We start from the raw sequence: 17,267 nt of genomic DNA, 5'->3' as shown, positions 1-17,267 counted from the left end.
ACCGAGTGGTTAAAAGCGGGGCGGCAAGTCGCGTTGACGTCCCGCTTTTTGTCTGCCTCTGCGGCCGGGTTTAGTGGCTGTCCGGCAGTGCGTAGGCGATCACATAGTCGCCGCGATCCGGCGACTGGCGTGCGCCGCCCGCCGAGATCACGATGTACTGCTTGCCGTCGATCGTGTAGCTCATCGGCGTGCCCTGGCTGCCCACCGGCAGACGCGCCTTCCAGACTTCCTTGCCGGTCGAGCTGTCGAACGCGCGCAGGTAATAGTCCTGCGTCGCCGCGAAGAACACCAGACCGCCGCCCGTCGTCAGCGAACCGCCGATGGTCGGCATGCCGATCGGCGTGGGCATGTGCATCTGCACGCCGTACAGACGCGTGTCCTTGACCGTGCCGAGCGGCACTTGCCACGCGACGCTGCGCGTCTTCAGGTCGACCGCCGTGAGGCTGCCGAACGGCGGCTTCTGGCACGGAATGCCCAGCGGCGAGAAGAAGCGGTCCTTGGTGACCGAGTACGGCGTGCCGCCGAGCGGCACCGCGCCCATGCCGGCGTTGACGGCTTCGTTGCCGTCCGACGGGCCGCCGCGCTGCTTTTCCTTCACGAGATGCACCCAGAGGCCGAGGCGCATGTCGTTCACGTAGATCATGCCGGCGTTCGGGTCATACGACAGACCGCCCCAGTTCATGCCGCCGAGCGAGCCCGGGAAGCTGAGCGCGTAGTCGGTGTCCGGCGCGGTGAACAGGCCGTCGTAGCGCATGCCGCGGAAGGTGATGCGGCACATCAGCTGGTCGATCGGCGTGACGCCCCACATGTCGGCGTCCTTGAGCACTTCGGCGCCGATCTGCGGCATGCCCACGGAGAGCGGCTGCGTCTTCGCGTACGGCTCGTTCGGAATCGTCGCGGGCTTGACCGGATGCTCGACGACCTTCGTGAGCGGCTTGCCGGTCGCGCGGTCGAGCACGAACAGCTGGCCCATCTTGGTACCGACGATCAGCGCCGGAACCTTCTTGCCGTCTTCCATCGGGAAGTCGATCAGAGTCGGCTGCATCGGCACGTCGTAGTCCCACAGATCGTGGTGCACGGTCTGGAAGTGCCACTTTTCAGCGCCGGTGGTGGCGTCGAGCGCGAGGATCGAGCCGCCGTACTTTTCGTCGAGCGCGGTGCGCTTGACGCCCCACAGGTCGATCGCCGCGTTGCCGACCGGCATGTAGACGGTGTTCGAGGTCGCGTCGTAGGTCATCGGCGCCCACACGTTCGGCGTCGAACGCGTGAAGGTCTTGCCGGTGGCCGGTGCGGCGTGGTCTTCCGGCTGGCCCGGATCGAACGCCCACTTCATCTTGCCCGACATCACGTCGAAGCCGCGGATCACGCCGCCCGGCATGTCGAGCGAGACGTTGTCGGCCACGCGGCCGCCCACGACCACGGTCGTGCCCGCGACGGTCGGCGCCGAGGTGAGCTGGTACAGCGGGCTCTTGGCCTTGCCCAGACCCGCCTTCAGGTCGACGATGCCGTGATCGCCGAAGTCGTCGCACAGCTTGCCGGTGTCGGCGTCGAGCGCGACGAGCTTGGCGTCGATCGTGTTCATGTAGATGCGGCGGCGGCATACGGCCGGATCGCCCGAAGCGGCGATCGGCGTGACCGGCGTCGAACCGGCGACCGTCGGCTGCACCAGCGGCAGGCTCGCGTCGAAATACGCGAGACCGCGGCAGCGCACCCAGACCGTGGTCTTGGTCGGGAATGCATGGCGCCACTTCTCGACGCCGGTGGCGGCGTTCACCGCGATCACCGTGTTATGCGGCGAGCACAGGAACAGCGTCTTGCCGACCTGCAGCGGCGTTTCCTGGTCTTCCGAGCCGCCGCCGTCCGGGCTGAGCGGCACGTCGCCGGTGTGGAACGTCCATGCGACCTGGAGATTCTTGACGTTGTCGCGCGTGATCTGCGTGTAGCCCGCGAAACGGTCGCCGCCGTCCGAATGGCCGTACGCGGTCCAGTCGCCCTTGCCCGCGGTGCCCGCGACCGGCGCGGTCTCGACGCCGAACTTGCCGTGCGGCACGAACATGCCCCACACGAAGCCGGCGTTCACGACCAGCAGCAGGGCCGCGATGCCCCACGCCGCGCCGCGCGCCGGCGACTTGCCTTCGCCCTTGCGCAGCACCGGCCAGAGCGGCGCGAGCAGCATGCCGATCATCGAGAACATGAAGACGCGCGTGTTGAGCGGCCAGAAGTCGAAGCCGACTTCCCACAGCGCCCACAGCGCGGTGGCGATCAGCATGACGAGGTAGATCGGGAACGCGCTGGCGCGGCGGCGCGCGAGCTGGACGCCCGTTGCGCAGAGCGCGAGGCCGGCGAGCAGGTAGTACCAGCTGCCGCCGCGCGCGATCAGCATGCCGCCGCCGATCGTGAAATACAGGCCCAGCACGAGCCCGACGAGGCCCGCGAGGGTCAAGCCCACGCGCGCCGCTTTGCACATCTGTTGTTTATCTGATTCTGAAGGTTGCTTCGACATCGCTCTTTCTCGTTGTGACGCTCAAGTCCATCCGGTCCAGGCTCCGCAAGTCATTGAGGGACAAAGCGTCGCACCGGCTTCTAGATTAACTACTTGGTACATTTTATTGCTAAAATCGAAATCTTGCCGGGAAACGCGCAAGGGTGTCGGGGGAATGGCACAACGCGCACGCGCGTGCTTGCCGCGCGGTCGGATTGGGGGAGCCGTTTTCGTCGTGGTCGCGAGAATCGCTTGTCGACCGAATCTGTACGGCTGACTTAGTCAGTCATCCTGATCGTGAGCTTCGTGCGCCCGTCGATCCATCCTGGTTCGATATATGCCGACATGCGCCGACATCGCCGCTCGTCGCCGAACGCGAAAATCCGTAAAACCGCCGCTAAAAAACCGCATGCTGCGCGTAAGGTTCGGCAACTTCCCCGTTCTTACCACTCGTTACACATATAACAAAGTCGGTCGTATTTTCTCCGTCGGCCTGAAATAAGATGTGCCGTTGTCGACGAGAGACGAGCATGGGTCCGAACAGCCAACCGCAACCGCTATTCAAGAAACGCCTGGGTTTTCTTGGCATCCACGGCCTGCGCCACGGCGCCGAGCCGGGCGGCGCGCCGTTTGCCGAATCCTCCGATCCGGAGGTCGTGCGGCACGATTCGAATCTGCTCGGCCGCGACTTCGTGGTCGGCGATCTGCACGGCTGCGTGAGCGCGCTCGAACAGCTGCTCGGCGAGGTCGAATTCGACGCCGGGCGCGACCGTCTGTTTTCCGTGGGCGACCTGATCGACCGCGGAGAGCAGAGCGAACGCGCGCTGGCCTTGCTTGAGCACGACTGGTTTCACGCGGTGCAAGGCAATCACGAAGAGGCGCTGTGCGCGGTCGTCGACGGCCGACTGCCGCGCGAACGCTGGTACGAGGTGGGCGGCGACTGGGCGCGCTCGCTCTCGGACGGCGAACTGGCGGTGCACGCCGCGCGGCTGCGTGTGCTGCCGCTCGTGCGCATCGTCGGGGAAGGGGACGCGCGCTTCAATATCCTGCACGCCGAGTTCCGCGGCAACGACGACCAGCTCGCCGCCGGCCATTTCGAAGCGGCCGTGCGCCGGCGCCTGCTCTGGGGCCGCGATCTGGCGTTCAGCGTGTCGCCCTCTCAGCAAGCCTTGTCCACGACTTATTGCGGTCACACGACCATGCGCGACGTTCGCCGCATCGGCGCGCATATGTTTATCGATACCGGCGCGTGCAGCCCCGGCGGCAAGCTCACGCTCGTCGAAGCGGGCACGAGCCGCGTCTGGTCGAGCCTCGCCTAAGCGCGCGGCCGCCTGACTTTTTCACCGCGTTGCACTTCAGCGTCGCGCGGCCGCCACGCCGCGCTATTCACGCTGCATCATTTGTCTTGCCAGCCCTCAGTCACTGAATGATAATAATTATCATTCAGAACTAATCGTCGCCCGCTTGCGTCGCTTGCCGCCGCCGGACCGATTGGACAGGCTCAATACATACCGATTCAGTGGTCGAACGCTATTACCGCGAACTGTTGCGTTTTCTTTCCCGGCTGGTGAAAGACGGTGACACCGCTTCGGATATCGCCCAGGAAAGCTACGTTCGCGTGCTCACGCTGCGCGACTCCGGCGCAACCATCAGCGACCCGCGCGGCTTGCTCTATCGCACTGCGCGCAATCTCGTCATCGATACGCATCGCCGTGCTACAGTCCGCGCTCAATCGGTCGTCGACGAACTGGACGAGATCGACGAGCCCGCCGCCCACGTGTCGAGCCAGCCCGAGCAGGTATGGGAATCGTCGCGCCGCACCGAGGCGCTGGTCGCCGCGATCGACGCGCTGCCGCCGCGTTGCCGCGAGGCGTTCGTCCTGCACAAGTTCGACGGGCTGAGCCACAGCGAAGTGGCCGCGCGCATGGGTATTTCGCGCAATATGGTCGAAAAACACATCATTCGCGGCGTGCTCGCCTGCAAGCAGCGCATGACGGCCTTCGAGGGCGCGGACAGTCAAGCGACCGTCGCCGCCGAATAAAAAACGATGCAAGGTTCTTCGATGTCAGGTTTTGGCTTCGTCGCGCGTCTTCATAGAGGTACGCGCTGACGATATGACGATGGAACGACCCCAACTCCCCGAGACGACCGACGCCGGTCTCGACGCCGATGCCGAACTCGACGCGCAGGCCGCGAACTGGCTCGTGCGGCGTCAGCGCGGGCTGAGCGCGCGCGACGAAGCCGACTGGCAGGCCTGGCTCGCGCGCGACCCGGCGCATCGTCGCGCTTACGGGCAGGTCGCCGAGATCTGGCAGGCGCTCGACCACATCCCCCAGCAGGATCTCGCGCGCTATCGCGCTGAAATCGCGGCGAGCCGTGCGCGCGGCGCACCGGCGTCGCCGGGCCGTCGCGCGTTCATGCCGCGCTTCGCGCTCGCGGGGACCGCTTTCGCGGCAGTGGGCGCGGGCGTGGTCGGCTGGCAATACTGGCAGAGCACGCCGACCTTCAGCGCGGTCTTCACCACCCGGCGCGGCGAACTGCAGACCGTGTCGCTGCCCGACGGCAGCAAGATCGAACTCGATACCGACACGCACGTCGAGGCGCGGCTGTTCCGGCATCGCCGCGAAGTGCGGCTGGTGCGCGGGCAGGCGATGTTCGCGGTGCAATCCAATCCGGCTTGCCCGTTCAACGTGCTCGCGCAGTCGGTCACGGTGACGGTGGTCGGCACGCGCTTTTCGGTGCGATGCACGGAAACCGGCCTCGAACACGGCACGGTGCGCGTGGAGGTGGAGGAAGGGCGCGTGCGCGTCGCTGCCGCGCCGCAACCGGACGCCGCGCCGCACAGCGTCCTACTTGCGGCGGGCGAGGCCGTGACCACGGGCGCGAACGGTCTGCCCGGCCAGATCGAGCCGATTGCGCCCACGGCGGTCGCGGTCTGGCGTCAGGGCCGCGTGGCGTTCAACAACACGACCTTGCTGCGCGCGCTGCAGGAATTCGCGCGTTACGGCGCGACCAATGTGGTGGTCGACGATCCGGTGGTCGCGCAGATGCGGCTGACGGGCAGCTTCGACGTGCATCAGCTCGACCGCTTCGCGCATGCCTTGCCGCGCGTGCTGCCGGTGCGTCTGCGCCAGCGCGGCAATCTCGTCGAAGTCGTGCGCGCGGCCTGACGCGGCCGGATCTATCTACGTTCTTCCACGCTCGCCTGGTCCGACCCGGCGAGCGCCTCATTGTCCGCGCACGCGTTCCGGCCCCGCCCGGCGTTCCTAATTTCTTGCGAATTTGATTTGCATAATCCCTCGATCGGGCGTGGACCGCGCTCTCGGCATTGAGGCCAACACTATGCAAATCGGGCTTTTCGCGCATCGGCGCACGGGCGTTCTGACGGGCGCCCTGTTTCTCTCCTGTGCGCTGGCGGCGTGTTCGCACGACCAGAAAAGCGTGCAGAAAAAGGTGCAAACGGTGACCGTGGAAACGGTCAAGACCGTGCCGTACGCGCAATCGTCCTCGATGCCGGGGCGCGCAACCTCGTTCCTGACCTCGCCGGTCACGCCGCAAGTCACGGGCGTGATCCAGAAGCGGCTGTTCACCGAAGGCAGCGTGGTGCACGAAGGCCAGGTGCTTTATCAGATCGATCCCGCGCCGTATCAGGCGACGTACGACGCCGACAAGGCCGAGCTCGAAAAAGCCCAGGCGGCGCTGCTTTCCGCGAAACCGATTGCCGAGCGCGACCGCTCGCTCGCGGCCATCGACGCGATCAGCAAGGAAACGCTCGAAGAAGCCGAGGCGACGCTCAAGCAGGACGAGGCGACCATCGACGCCGACAAGGCCGCGCTCGAAAGCGCGCGCATCAATCTGGGCTATACGCGCGTGACCGCGCCGGTCACGGGCACGATCAGCGCTTCCGCCTACACGCCCGGCGCGCTCGTGACGGCCGATCAGACCACGGCGCTCGCGACCATCTACGCCTACGACCCGATGTATCTCGACGTGACCGAGTCGAGCACGGACGTGCTCGCGCTGCGCAAGAAGTTCGCGAGCGGCGAATATAAAACCGACGCGAACGGCAACGCCAAGGTCAAGATCACGCTCGAAGACGGCACGACCTACGCGCACGAAGGCACGCTGCAATTCGCGGGCGTGGGCGTCGATCAGACCACGGGCACCATCACCTTGCGCGTGATCGTGCCGAATCCCGAGAAGCTGTTGCTGCCGGGCGAATATCTGCATGCGGTCGTCGATCAGGGCGTGAACCAGAGCGCGATTCTGGTGCCGCAGCAGGCGGTCGTGCACGATCAGCGCGGCAACGCGACGGCGCTGGTCGTCGATGCGCAGAACAAGATCGAGTCGCGCACGCTGATGCTCGCGGGCACCGCGAACAACAACGAGTGGGTCGTGACGGGCGGACTCGCGACGGGCGATCGCATCGTCGTGGCGGGCTCGCAGTTCGTGAGCGTCGGCGACACGGTGAAGGCCACTGACGCCACTGCGGCCACTGCGGCCACCGACGCGACCGACGCCACCGAAGCGGCGGCCGCGTCGCCGTCGTCGTCGCCTTCGGCGAACTGAGGGGCGAGTGCATGCGTATCGCTCATTTCTTTATCGACCGTCCGGTCTTCGCGTGGGTGCTCGCGATTCTGGTCTCGCTGACCGGCGCGTTCGCGATCACCCAGTTGCCGCTCGACCAGTATCCCGACATCGCGCCGCCGACCATCCAGATCACGGCGACCTATAACGGCGCGTCCGCGCAGACCAATCAGGACGCGGTTGTGCAGGTGATCGAGCAGCAGATGGTCGGTCTCGACAATCTGATGTACATGTCGTCCTCGGCGAACTCCGAGGGCAATATCTCGATCAAGCTGACCTTCTCGGCGGGCACGAATCCCGACACCGCCCAGGTGCAGGTGCAGGATCAGCTGCAATCGGCCAACGCATTGCTGCCCGAAGAAGTGCAGGAAAGCGGCGTGACCGTGCGCAAGGCGTCGCCGGACACCTTCCTCGTCTTCAACCTCGTTTCAGAGGACGGCAAGATGAGCAAGGCGGCCATCGCCGATTATCTGTACAGCAATCTCGAAGAACAGATCGAGCGTCTGCCCGGCGTGGGCCAAGCGCAGCAGTTCGGCTACGAGTACGCGATGCGGATCTGGCTCGATCCGAACAAGCTGCAAAAATACGCGCTGATGCCGTCGGACGTGGTCACGGCCATCGACGCCCAGAACAACGACGTGGCGGCCGGCGAAGTCGGCAACACGCCCGCCGTGAAGGGCCAGGAACTCGATGCGACCATCACGGCGCGCAGCCGCCTGACCACCGCGCAGCAGTTCCGCGACATCGTGCTCAAGACCGAGACGAACGGCTCGCAGGTGCTGCTCGGCGACGTCGCGCGCGTCGACCTCGGCCCGCAGGCGTATACGGTCGAAACCAACTTCAACAACAAGCCCGCTTCGGGTCTCGGCCTGCAACTCGCGCCGGGTGCGAACGAAGTGCAGGTCGACAAGGAAGTGCACGACTTCCTGAACAAGCGTGCGGCGAGCTTCCCGGCCGGGTTGAAGGTCGAATATCCGTACGAGATGGTGCCGTTCATCAAGACCTCCATCACGGAAGTGGTCAAGACGCTCGTGGAAGCGATCGTGCTGGTCGTCGCGATCATGTTCCTGTTCCTGCAAAACCTGCGCACCACGCTGATTCCGGCGATTGCGGTGCCGGTCGTGCTGCTCGGCACGTTCGGCATCCTCGACGTGTTCGGCTATTCGATCAACATGCTGACCATGTTCGGCGTGGTGCTCGCGATCGGCCTGCTGGTGGACGATGCGATCGTGGTGGTCGAGAACGTCGAGCGGCTGATGACCGAGGAGCATTTATCGCCGCGCGACGCCACCAAAAAGTCGATGACGGAAATCAGCAGCGCGCTGGTGGCGATCGCGATGGTGCTCTCCGCCGTGCTGTTGCCGATGGCGTTTTTCGGCGGCTCGACCGGCATCATCTACCGCCAGTTCTCGGTGTCGGTGGTTTCGGCGATGGCGCTCTCGGTGGTGGTGGCGCTGACCTTCACGCCCGCGCTGTGCGCGACGCTTCTCAAGGACGGCCACGAGAAGCCGAAGGGCCGTTTCTTCAGCGGCTTCAATCGCGGCTTCGACGCGTCGACGAGCAAATATCGCCGCGTCGTCGACCGGATGCTGCATCATCGCAAGCCCGCGATCATCGTCTATGTGCTGCTCGTGCTGGGCGCGGGGCTGCTGTTCGTGCGCCTGCCCACATCGTTTCTGCCGACCGAAGATCAGGGCGTGCTGATGGTGACGGTGACCGCGCCGGTGGGCGCGACGCGCGAGCGCACCGAGGCGACGATGGCCAAGGTCGAGGACTATCTGCTCAAGCAGCCGGCGGTTTCCGAGGTGTTCAACGTCGCCGGTTATGCAGTCGGCAGTAACGGCCAGAACGTCGGCATGATGTGGGTGAAGCTCAAGGACTGGGACCAGCGCACGGCCGTCAACGACACGGCGCAGGGCTTCGTCGCGAAGGCGTCGCGCGATCTCTCGCAGCAGATTCGCGACGCCAAGGTGTTCGTGCTGCAACCGCCGACGGTGCGCGGTCTCGGCATCAGCTCGGGCTTCGACATGGAGCTTGTCGACGAAGGCGGGCTCGGCCACGCGGCGCTGGCGGCCGCGCGCGATCAGCTGATCAAGATGGCGAACCAGAGCGGCGTCGTGCGTCAGGTGCGTTTCAACGGTCTCGCCGATACGCCGCAACTCTCGCTCGATATCGACGACCGCAAGGCGAGCGCGATGGGTCTCGCGCCCGCCGACATCAACTCGACGGTCGAAGACGCGCTCGGCGGCGAATACGTGGACGAGTTCCTCGACAACCAGCGCATCAAGAAAGTCTATGTGCAGGGCGACGCGCCGTTCCGCATGACGCCCGAATCGCTGGAGCAATGGTATGTGCGCAACACGTCGGGGACGATGGTGCCGTTCTCCGCGTTCGCGACGTCGCACTGGACTTACGGGCCGCCGGAACTGGACCGCTATAACGCGGAGTCGTCGTTCGAGATCGTCGGCGATCCGGCGCCCGGCGTGAGTTCGGGCCAGGCGATGCAGACCATGGAGCAACTGGTCGCGAAGCTGCCCAAGGGCATCACCTACGCGTGGACCGGGCTGTCGTATCAGGAACAGCTTTCGGGCGGCCAGGCGCCGTATCTCTACGCGGTCTCGGTGCTGTTCGTGTTCCTCTGTCTCGCGGCGCTCTATGAAAGCTGGTCGGTGCCGCTGGCGGTGCTGCTGATCGTGCCGCTCGGCGTGTTCGGCGCGGCGCTCGGCACGACGCTGCGCGGGCTGTCGAACGACGTGTATTTCCAGGTGGGTCTGCTGGTCACGGTCGGGCTCTCGTCGAAGAACGCGATTCTGATCGTCGAGTTCGCGACCATGCTGGAGAAGCAGGGCGCCAGTACGCTCAAGGCCATCGAGCAGGCGGTCGCGTTGCGGATTCGTCCGATCGTGATGACGTCGCTGGCGTTTCTGCTGGGCGTCGCGCCGCTGGTGATCGCGAGCGGCGCAGGCGCGGCGGCGCGTCAGTCGATCGGCACGGGCGTATTCGGCGGCACGCTCGTCGGGACGGTGTTGGCGATCTTCTTCACGCCGCTGTCGTATTTCCTCGTGCGCAAGTTCAGCGGCAAGGGCGCGTCGCCGAGCGATCCGGGCGGTCGCGGCGGCGCGGGTTCGCCCGCCGACGATTCCGGTTCGACCGGCGCGCAGGCGGAGCAGAGCGTGTCGGAGCACGCGGAGCAGGAAGCGGGCGAGGACGCGTATGCGTTGCCGGATAGCGCGATGAATGCATCGACGCACGAGTCGAAGAACGGAGGTGCGGCATGAAGCGCGTAGTCCACTGGATGCTGGCCGGCGCGGCCGTCACGGCGCTGAGCGCGTGTATCGACCTGTCGCCTTCGTATCAGCGGCCCGCCGCGCCGGTGGCGGCGTCGTGGCCCGATGCGGCTTCGGGCGCGTCTTCAGGCGCGTCTTCAGGCGCGGCCGCGAATGCGCCAACGTCGGCCGCGCTCGCCGCCGATATCGGCTGGCGCAGTTTCTTCGTCGATCCGCGTTTGCAGCGCACGATCGCGCTCGCGCTGTCGAACAACCGCGATCTGCGTATCGCGATTCTCGATATCGAAAAGGAGCGCGCGGAGTACCGCATCGAACGCGCGTCGCTGTTTCCGGAAATCGATCTGGGCGGCTCCGACGAAGCCGAGCGCACGCCGACGTCGGTGCGCCGCGCGGAGTCCGGCGAGTCGGCCACGACGACCGGCGCGAGCGGCGAGACCACGCACGTCTACAGCGCCAATCTGGGCTTCACGTCGTACGAGATCGATCTGTTCGGGCGCGTGCGCAATCTGAGCAAGGCGGCGCTCGAAACCTATCTGTCGTCGATCGAAACGCGCCGCAGCACGCAGATCAGTCTCGTCTCCGATGTCGCGAGCGACTGGCTCACGCTGGCGTCGGACAAACGCTTGCTGGTGATCGCGCAGGAAACGCAGGCGAGCCAGCAGCGCACCTTCGATCTGGTCGATCGCGAGCACACGCTGGGCGCGGCGAGCGCGCTCGACGTGGAGCAGGCGCAGGCGAGTCTGCAGTCGGCGCGCAACTCGACGGCGCAGGCGCAGACCACGGCCGAGCAGGCGCGCAACGCGCTCGAACTCGTGGTCGGCACGCGCGTGCCCGACGCCGATCTGCCCGATGCGCAGGTCGATCCGGTCGCGAGCATCACGTCGATTCCGGCGGGCATTCCGTCGGCGGTGCTGCAACGCCGCCCCGACGTGCTGGCGGCCGAGCACACCTTGAAGGCCGACAACGCCGATATCGGCGCGGCGCGCGCGAACTTTTTCCCGACCATCAGCCTGACGGCGGCGCTCGGTTTCGAAAGTCCCGCACTCGCGCAGTTGTTCACGGGCGGCAACCGCGCGTGGTCGTTCGAGCCGTCGGCGGTGATTCCGATCTTCGACGCGGGCGAGAACCGCGCGACGCTCGACGCCGCGAAGGTGACGTTCAAGATCGACGTCGCGACCTACGAGAAGACCATCCAGACCGCGTTCGAGGAAGTGGCGAACGCGCTGGCGACGCGCAAGACCATCGACGAACAGCTCGACGCGCAGACGCGCACCGTGAAGGCCGATCAGCACGCCTACGATCTGACCATGCAGCTGTATCAGCAGGGCAGCGACAGTCTCATCGACGCGTTGACCGAGCAGCGTCTGCTGTACACGGCGCAGCAGTCGCTGGTCGCGACGCAGTTGTCGGCGCAGGCCAGTCTGATTACCTTGTATGCGGCGCTGGGCGGCGGGGTCGATGCGGAATCGGCTGCGGCTGCGTCCGGCGCATCGGCCACGCGCTGAGCGGCGAGGCAGGTATCATGACCGGACGTTTTCAGATCAAGGGTTGAGGTAGCAAGGCCATGTGCCCGGAGTCGACACCATGCCGCAAACGCTGACCCGCGTGCTGCGCGAGATTCGCCGCGCGAGCCTGACCGGCAAGCTGTTCGCGGCGATGCTGGTCGTCAACGTGCTGGTGATCGGCGCGATGGCGCTGGGCGCGCGGCTCAGCTTCGAGCGCGGTTTTCTCGGCTATCTGGAGCAGCAGGAAATCAAGCGGCTGGAGTCGAGCGTCGGGCCGCTGGCCATGGCGTATCGCGATCACGGCAGTTGGGATTTCCTGTTGCAGAACCGCAGCCTCTGGCACGAGATCATGCGGCCTTATGCGCCGGCCTCGTATCCGGTCACGAGTCACGCGCCGTTGCCGCGTCTGCCGGTCTCGTCGCTGATCGGCACCAACACGCGTTTTACGCTGCTCGACGCGAAAGGCGCCTACGTGTTCGGCAATCCCGCGTTCGCGGATACCTCGCCGCGCCGTCCGATCGTCGTCGACGGCAAGACGGTCGGCTGGCTGCTGATGGTGCCGTTCGAACGCGCGACCGAAGCCGGCGATCTGCGCTTCCAGAAGACGCAGCGCGAGTCGAGCTGGATCATCACGATCGCGGCCACGCTGCTGGCGATTCTCACCACGCTGTGGATGGCGCGCGCGCTCGCCTCGCCGCTGCGCCGCATCGCGAGCGCGACGCACACGCTCGCGGGCGGCGATCTGAGCGCGCGCGTGCCGACGGTGTCGAGCGGCGACATCGGCCAGCTCGAACACGATTTCAACCATCTCGCGCAGACGCTGGAAAGCACCGAGCGCATGCGTTCCGCGCTGGTCGCCGACATCTCGCACGAACTGCGCACGCCGCTCGCGGTGATGAGCGGCGAGATCGAGGCGATCGAAGTGGGCGTGCGTCCGGTGAGCGTGGAAGCCGTGCGTTCGCTCGGCGGCGAAGTGAAGCGCCTGAGCCGTCTCGTCGACGATCTCTACGATCTCTCGCTCGCCGACGTCGGCGCGCTGCGCTATCACCACGAACAACTCGACGTCTGCGAGACGCTGCGTTCGGCGTTGCGCCGCAGCGCGCGGCGGCTCGGCGACGCGGGCCTCACGCTGCGCGTCGATCTGCCCGACACGCCGCTGTGGGTGCGCGGCGACGAACGCCGCCTGCAACAGGTCTTCACCAATATTCTCGAAAACGCGCTGCGTTATGTCGATGCGGGCGAGATCGTCTGCGTGACGGCGCGCGAGGACGCGCGCACCGTGTATATCGATTTCGACGACAGCGGCGCGGGCGTGCCCGAGGCGATGCTGCCTTCGCTGTTCGAGCGCTTCTATCGCGTGGAGGCGTCGCGCAGCCGCGCGACCGGCGGCGCGGGTCTCGGCCTGCCGATCTGCCGCGGCATCGTCGAGGCGCACGATGGCGAGATCGCCGCCGCGCGCGCGCCGCTGGGCGGCTTGCGCATCGCGATCGCGCTGCCGCGCAGCACGGAAACCTTCAGGAACCGACGTGACCATGAGTAACGAAACGCCCATCGACATTCTGATCGTCGAGGACGAGCCCAAGCTGGCGAGCGTGATGGCGGATTTCCTGCAAGCCGCGGGCTACACCACGCGCTGCGTGGACGACGGCCGCGAGGTGGCGAACGAAGTGGCGCGGCGCATGCCGGGCCTGATCGTGCTCGACCTGATGCTGCCGGGCCGCGATGGCCGCGATATTTGCCGCGATCTGCGCACGTACAGCGATGTGCCGATCATCATGGTGACGGCGCAGGTGGAGGAGGTCGATCGCCTGATCGGCCTCGAACTCGGCGCCGACGACTACATCTGCAAGCCGTTCAGTCTGCTCGAACTGGTTGCGCGCGTGAAGGCGATTCTGCGCCGCTCGCGCTTCGAGCGTTTTCCCGAAAGCGTGCCGCTGCAACTCGACGAAGAGCGGTTCGTGGCGACGTTTCGCGGCGTGGAGATCGAACTCACGCCGATCGAATTCCGCTTGCTGAGGACGCTGGCGGCGCGGCCGGGCCGGGTCTTTTCGCGCGATGTGTTGATGGACCGGCTGTATCCCGATGGCCGCATCGTCGAGGATCGGACGATCGATAGCCACGTGAAGAAAATCCGCCGCAAATTCGAAGCCGTTGCGCCCGATGACGACGTCATTCAATCCGTGTACGGTGCGGGATTCCGGCTGGCTTTATAAGGTATTGCCGAGTCTTGCGGGTTCGCTCAGGCGCGCGTTCAGCCGCCTTCTGGCCGCTTGACGAACGCCTGCACGAAAGTCTGCACGGCCGCTTCCACCCAGCGGTCGATCTGCGCTTCCGAGGGCCGCGCGTTGGGATGCGTGAGGCATTCCAGTTGCGCCTCGCCGCGCACGATGCTGATGAACAGCATCGCGGCCGTGGTGTAGCCCACGGCCTGCACGTCGATCTGTCCGCGCGCCGCCGCGCGTTCGAGAAATTGCCCGACGATGCTCGCCACTACTTCCGGCCCCGCCGCATAGAACGCGCGCCCCAGCTCGGGAAAGCGCGGCGCTTCTGAAACGATCACGCGATACAGCGCGAGTCCCATCGGCGACACCACCAGATCGAGATACGCGCGCGCGAGCCGCGTGAGCGAGCGCGTGATGTCGTCGGTTTCGAAATCCATCTCGCGCAGCGAATTCGCGAATTGCCCGCATTCGCGCTGAATGACGGCGGCGAACAGTGCTTCTTTCGTCGGCCACGCGGCGTAGACCGTCGATTTCGAGACGTGCGCCTCGCGCTGGATCATGTCCGTCGTGGCGGCGCTGAAGCCGTGCGCCAGAAAGATGTCGCGCGCGGCGTTCAGGATCGTGTCCGCCTTGCTCGGGGCGGGCGCGGGGTCAGGCTTGCGGGGAGTGGGGGGCAGGCGCGCCGGTGCGCCGGTTTCCTTGTGCGTCGCCATTTGTGTTGAATCGGTAGCGATAACGGTGTCGCGGGATCGTAACACAGCGCCGGGACGCGCTTCCCGGCCACTGACATTGTCGCAGCGCAGAGTACCGATCGGTTCGATTTTTATTGACACGGCAATCATGTGCTCTTATCATCCAGTACCGTTCGGTACTATCCCGCCTGGATGATCCTCCCCTTATTGACGGTTTTCGCTGCGTGACGGCCCCGCCCGTGCAAGCAGCGCGGGGCCGTTTTGCGCGCGTTTTTGCTCGCGATCTGGCGAGCGGATCCAGGGCGGCGAGCCGCATCGGCCGCACGGACACATCAACTTGATCAGGATTGCAAACGGATGATGGAATCGCGAAACCCTTCCACGCGGAGCGCGCAGTGAACGCGCCCGCCGCATCCCCGCCGCCGCTGAGCGGCGGCAAACTCGCGCTCGGCACGCTCGCCGTCGCGCTCGCGACCTTCATGAACGTGCTCGATTCGTCGATCGCGAACGTCGCCATTCCCACCTTGTCGGGCAGCCTGGGCGTGTCCGTGGACGAAGGCACGTGGGTCATCACGGTGTTCGCGGCGGCCAACGCGGTCGCGATCCCGCTGACCGGCTGGCTGACGCAGCGCCTCGGCCAGATTCGCCTGTTCGTGGGCGCGATCGTGCTGTTCACGATCGCCTCCTGGCTGTGCGGCATGGCGCCCAATCTGCCGGTGCTGCTGGCCGCGCGCGTGTTCCAGGGTCTCACGGCGGGACCGCTGATTCCGATGTCGCAAGCGATTCTGCTCAGCTCCTGGCCGAAGCAGAAGTCCGCGACCGCGCTCGCGCTCTGGGCCATGACGGCCACCGTGGGGCCGATCGCGGGACCGTCGTTGGGCGGCTGGATCACCGACAGCTACAGCTGGACGTGGATCTTCTACATCAACATCCCGGTCGGCATTTTCGCGGCCACGGTCACGTGGATGATCTATCGCTCGCGCGAAACGCCCACGCGCAAGCCGCCGATCGATCTGGTCGGCCTCGGGCTGCTCGTCGCGTGGGTCGGCACCTTGCAGGTCATGCTCGACAAGGGCAAGGATCTCGACTGGTTCCATTCGCCCGTGATCATCGGCCTGACGATTGCGGCGGCGGTCAGTTTTGTGGCCTTCGTGATCTGGGAACTGACTGAGGAGCATCCGATCGTCGATCTGCGCCTGTTCGGCCAGCGCAATTTTCTGGGCGGCACGATCGCCATTTCGATCGCGTATGGCGTGTTCTTCGGCAACCTCGTGCTGCTGCCGCAATGGATGCAGGAATACCTCGGCTATCGCGCGGTGGATGCGGGCCTCGTGATCGCGCCGATCGGCATCTTCACGGTGCTGCTCTCGCCGGTGATCGCCAAGGTGCTGCCGCGCTCGGACGCGCGCGTGATCGCCACGCTTGCGTTCATCGGCTTCGCGGCGGTGTTCTGGATGCGCTCGAATTACATCGTCGATATCGATACGTATCACCTCGTGCTGCCCACGTTGCTGCAAGGCATTCCGATGGCGATGTTCTTCGTGCCGCTCACCGCGATCATTCTTGCGGGCCAGCCGCCGCAGCGCATTCCGGCCGCCGCGGGTCTGTCGAATTTCGTGCGCGTGTTTTGCGGCGCGGTCGGCACGTCGCTGGGCGCGAACGAGTGGTACGACCGCACGGTCGTGCATCACGTGCGGCTCACCGAGCAGGCGACGCCGGAAAATCCGGCGTTCTCGCAGTTCGTCGACTTCGTCACGAAATCGATGCACATCGATACGGCGACGGCGCACGCGATGTTCGGGCAGCTCGTGGAGTCGCAGGCGGCGATGCTCGGCCTCAACGACGTGTTCTGGATTTCGGCGGTGATCTTCATCGCCATCATTCCGCTCATCTGGATTACGCGCGCGGGCCGGGCTGGCGCGGGCGGCGCGGATTCGGCGGCGCATTGAACCGCGCATTGACTCTGTGTCGACTACATAAAACGGCGCTGCCTTTTTCGATCATCAGGAAAACATGACTCACGTTTCAATTACGCGTCCGCCGCTGCGGCCGCGCGCGCTGTCGATAGTCGTTGCATGTGCAACGGTTGCGATCATGAGCGGTTGCGCGAACTACATCGGCATCAAGAGCGACAAGACGCTCGCGCAGCCGCAGCAGTTCGAGTCGTCGCAAAGCATTCCGGCGCAGGGCGGGCAGTGGCCCACGTTCGACTGGGCGAAGCAGTTCGGCGACCCGCAATTGCAGAAGCTGATCGACGAGGCCATCGACGGCAATCCGACGATCGCGCAGGCGCAGGCGCGTCTGGCGAAGGCGTCGTCGTATATCGAGACCTCGAAGTCGGCGCTGGCGCCGAAAGTGACCGCGGGCTATTCGTGGACGCGTGAGCTTTACTCGTCCAATGCGCTTTATCCGACTCCCTACGGCGGCAGCTGGTACAGCGAAAACAACGTGCTGGCCAGCGCCTCGTGGGATCTGGACCTCTGGGGCAAGAA

General features: G+C 65.7%; 12 protein-coding genes. 10 read left to right on the top strand and 2 right to left on the bottom strand.

Annotation, left to right across the window (positions count from 1 at the left end):
* Nucleotides 1–70: 70 nt before the first annotated feature.
* Nucleotides 71–2,503, bottom strand: a complete 2,433-nt coding sequence (locus SB764_RS23995; protein WP_410865144.1) for a membrane-bound PQQ-dependent dehydrogenase, glucose/quinate/shikimate family — start codon at nucleotides 2,501–2,503, stop codon at nucleotides 71–73.
* Nucleotides 2,504–3,012: 509 nt separating this feature from the next.
* Between SB764_RS23995 and SB764_RS23990 the strand changes: the two genes are divergently transcribed.
* The 8 genes from SB764_RS23990 to SB764_RS23955 all read left to right on the top strand — a co-directional run bounded on the left by SB764_RS23990 (nucleotide 3,013) and on the right by SB764_RS23955 (nucleotide 14,074).
* The gene (locus SB764_RS23990) at nucleotides 3,013–3,801 is read left to right on the top strand and encodes a metallophosphoesterase (RefSeq protein ID WP_110330078.1); all 789 of its coding nucleotides are present in this window, start codon (nucleotides 3,013–3,015) and stop codon (nucleotides 3,799–3,801) included.
* A gap of 200 nt (nucleotides 3,802–4,001) precedes the next feature.
* Entirely contained in the window at nucleotides 4,002–4,523 is a 522-nt protein-coding gene (locus SB764_RS23985; RefSeq protein WP_065065027.1) for a sigma-70 family RNA polymerase sigma factor, read from the top strand.
* Between the two features lie 79 nt (nucleotides 4,524–4,602).
* The gene (locus tag SB764_RS23980) at nucleotides 4,603–5,652 is read left to right on the top strand and encodes a FecR family protein (RefSeq protein WP_322004827.1); all 1,050 of its coding nucleotides are present in this window, start codon (nucleotides 4,603–4,605) and stop codon (nucleotides 5,650–5,652) included.
* A 172-nt stretch (nucleotides 5,653–5,824) separates the two neighbouring features.
* On the top strand, nucleotides 5,825–7,051 hold the full coding sequence (locus SB764_RS23975; RefSeq protein ID WP_410865142.1) for an efflux RND transporter periplasmic adaptor subunit: 1,227 nt from the start codon (nucleotides 5,825–5,827) through the stop codon (nucleotides 7,049–7,051).
* Nucleotides 7,052–7,068: 17 nt separating this feature from the next.
* Complete coding sequence (locus SB764_RS23970) at nucleotides 7,069–10,347, top strand: efflux RND transporter permease subunit (protein WP_110330079.1); 3,279 nt, start codon at nucleotides 7,069–7,071, stop codon at nucleotides 10,345–10,347.
* Complete coding sequence (locus SB764_RS23965; RefSeq protein ID WP_410865140.1) at nucleotides 10,344–11,861, top strand: efflux transporter outer membrane subunit; 1,518 nt, start codon at nucleotides 10,344–10,346, stop codon at nucleotides 11,859–11,861. The genes SB764_RS23970 and SB764_RS23965 overlap by 4 nt, the downstream gene beginning before the upstream one ends.
* 79 nt (nucleotides 11,862–11,940) lie before the next feature.
* Nucleotides 11,941–13,401, top strand: coding sequence for an ATP-binding protein (locus SB764_RS23960; RefSeq protein WP_065065031.1), 1,461 nt, complete (start codon nucleotides 11,941–11,943; stop codon nucleotides 13,399–13,401).
* Nucleotides 13,394–14,074, top strand: a complete 681-nt coding sequence (locus tag SB764_RS23955; RefSeq protein WP_410865376.1) for a response regulator — start codon at nucleotides 13,394–13,396, stop codon at nucleotides 14,072–14,074. The genes SB764_RS23960 and SB764_RS23955 overlap by 8 nt, the downstream gene beginning before the upstream one ends.
* 38 nt (nucleotides 14,075–14,112) lie before the next feature.
* Here the strand turns inward: SB764_RS23955 and SB764_RS23950 are convergent, their stop codons facing one another.
* Nucleotides 14,113–14,796, bottom strand: a complete 684-nt coding sequence (locus tag SB764_RS23950; protein ID WP_176081218.1) for a TetR/AcrR family transcriptional regulator — start codon at nucleotides 14,794–14,796, stop codon at nucleotides 14,113–14,115.
* A gap of 374 nt (nucleotides 14,797–15,170) precedes the next feature.
* Here SB764_RS23950 and SB764_RS23945 point away from each other — a divergent pair, with 374 nt between their 5' ends.
* Both SB764_RS23945 and SB764_RS23940 read left to right on the top strand, forming a co-directional pair.
* Nucleotides 15,171–16,724, top strand: a complete 1,554-nt coding sequence (locus tag SB764_RS23945) for a DHA2 family efflux MFS transporter permease subunit (protein ID WP_234774895.1) — start codon at nucleotides 15,171–15,173, stop codon at nucleotides 16,722–16,724.
* 145 nt (nucleotides 16,725–16,869) lie between these two features.
* Nucleotides 16,870–17,267 (top strand): TolC family protein (locus tag SB764_RS23940; RefSeq protein ID WP_410865374.1); only part of this gene is annotated, 398 nt, incomplete at its 3' end.

This window comes from Paraburkholderia sp. SIMBA_027 (assembly GCF_046535315.1).
GTDB classification, from domain to species: domain Bacteria; phylum Pseudomonadota; class Gammaproteobacteria; order Burkholderiales; family Burkholderiaceae; genus Paraburkholderia; species Paraburkholderia tropica.
Note: the sequence above shows the minus strand (reverse complement) of the source record. Positions and strands in the feature narration are given on the sequence as shown.

Bases quoted from the DNA above. Each gene is read 5' to 3' on its own strand.
- SB764_RS23995 (WP_410865144.1), bottom strand. From the start codon at position 2,503: ATGTCGAAGCAACCTTCAGAATCAGATAAACAACAGATGTGCAAAGCG.
- SB764_RS23990 (WP_110330078.1), top strand. From the start codon at position 3,013: ATGGGTCCGAACAGCCAACCGCAACCGCTATTCAAGAAACGCCTGGGT.
- SB764_RS23980 (WP_322004827.1), top strand. From the start codon at position 4,603: ATGGAACGACCCCAACTCCCCGAGACGACCGACGCCGGTCTCGACGCC.
- SB764_RS23975 (WP_410865142.1), top strand. From the start codon at position 5,825: ATGCAAATCGGGCTTTTCGCGCATCGGCGCACGGGCGTTCTGACGGGC.
- SB764_RS23965 (WP_410865140.1), top strand. From the start codon at position 10,344: ATGAAGCGCGTAGTCCACTGGATGCTGGCCGGCGCGGCCGTCACGGCG.
- SB764_RS23960 (WP_065065031.1), top strand. From the start codon at position 11,941: ATGCCGCAAACGCTGACCCGCGTGCTGCGCGAGATTCGCCGCGCGAGC.
- SB764_RS23955 (WP_410865376.1), top strand. From the start codon at position 13,394: ATGAGTAACGAAACGCCCATCGACATTCTGATCGTCGAGGACGAGCCC.
- SB764_RS23950 (WP_176081218.1), bottom strand. From the start codon at position 14,796: ATGGCGACGCACAAGGAAACCGGCGCACCGGCGCGCCTGCCCCCCACT.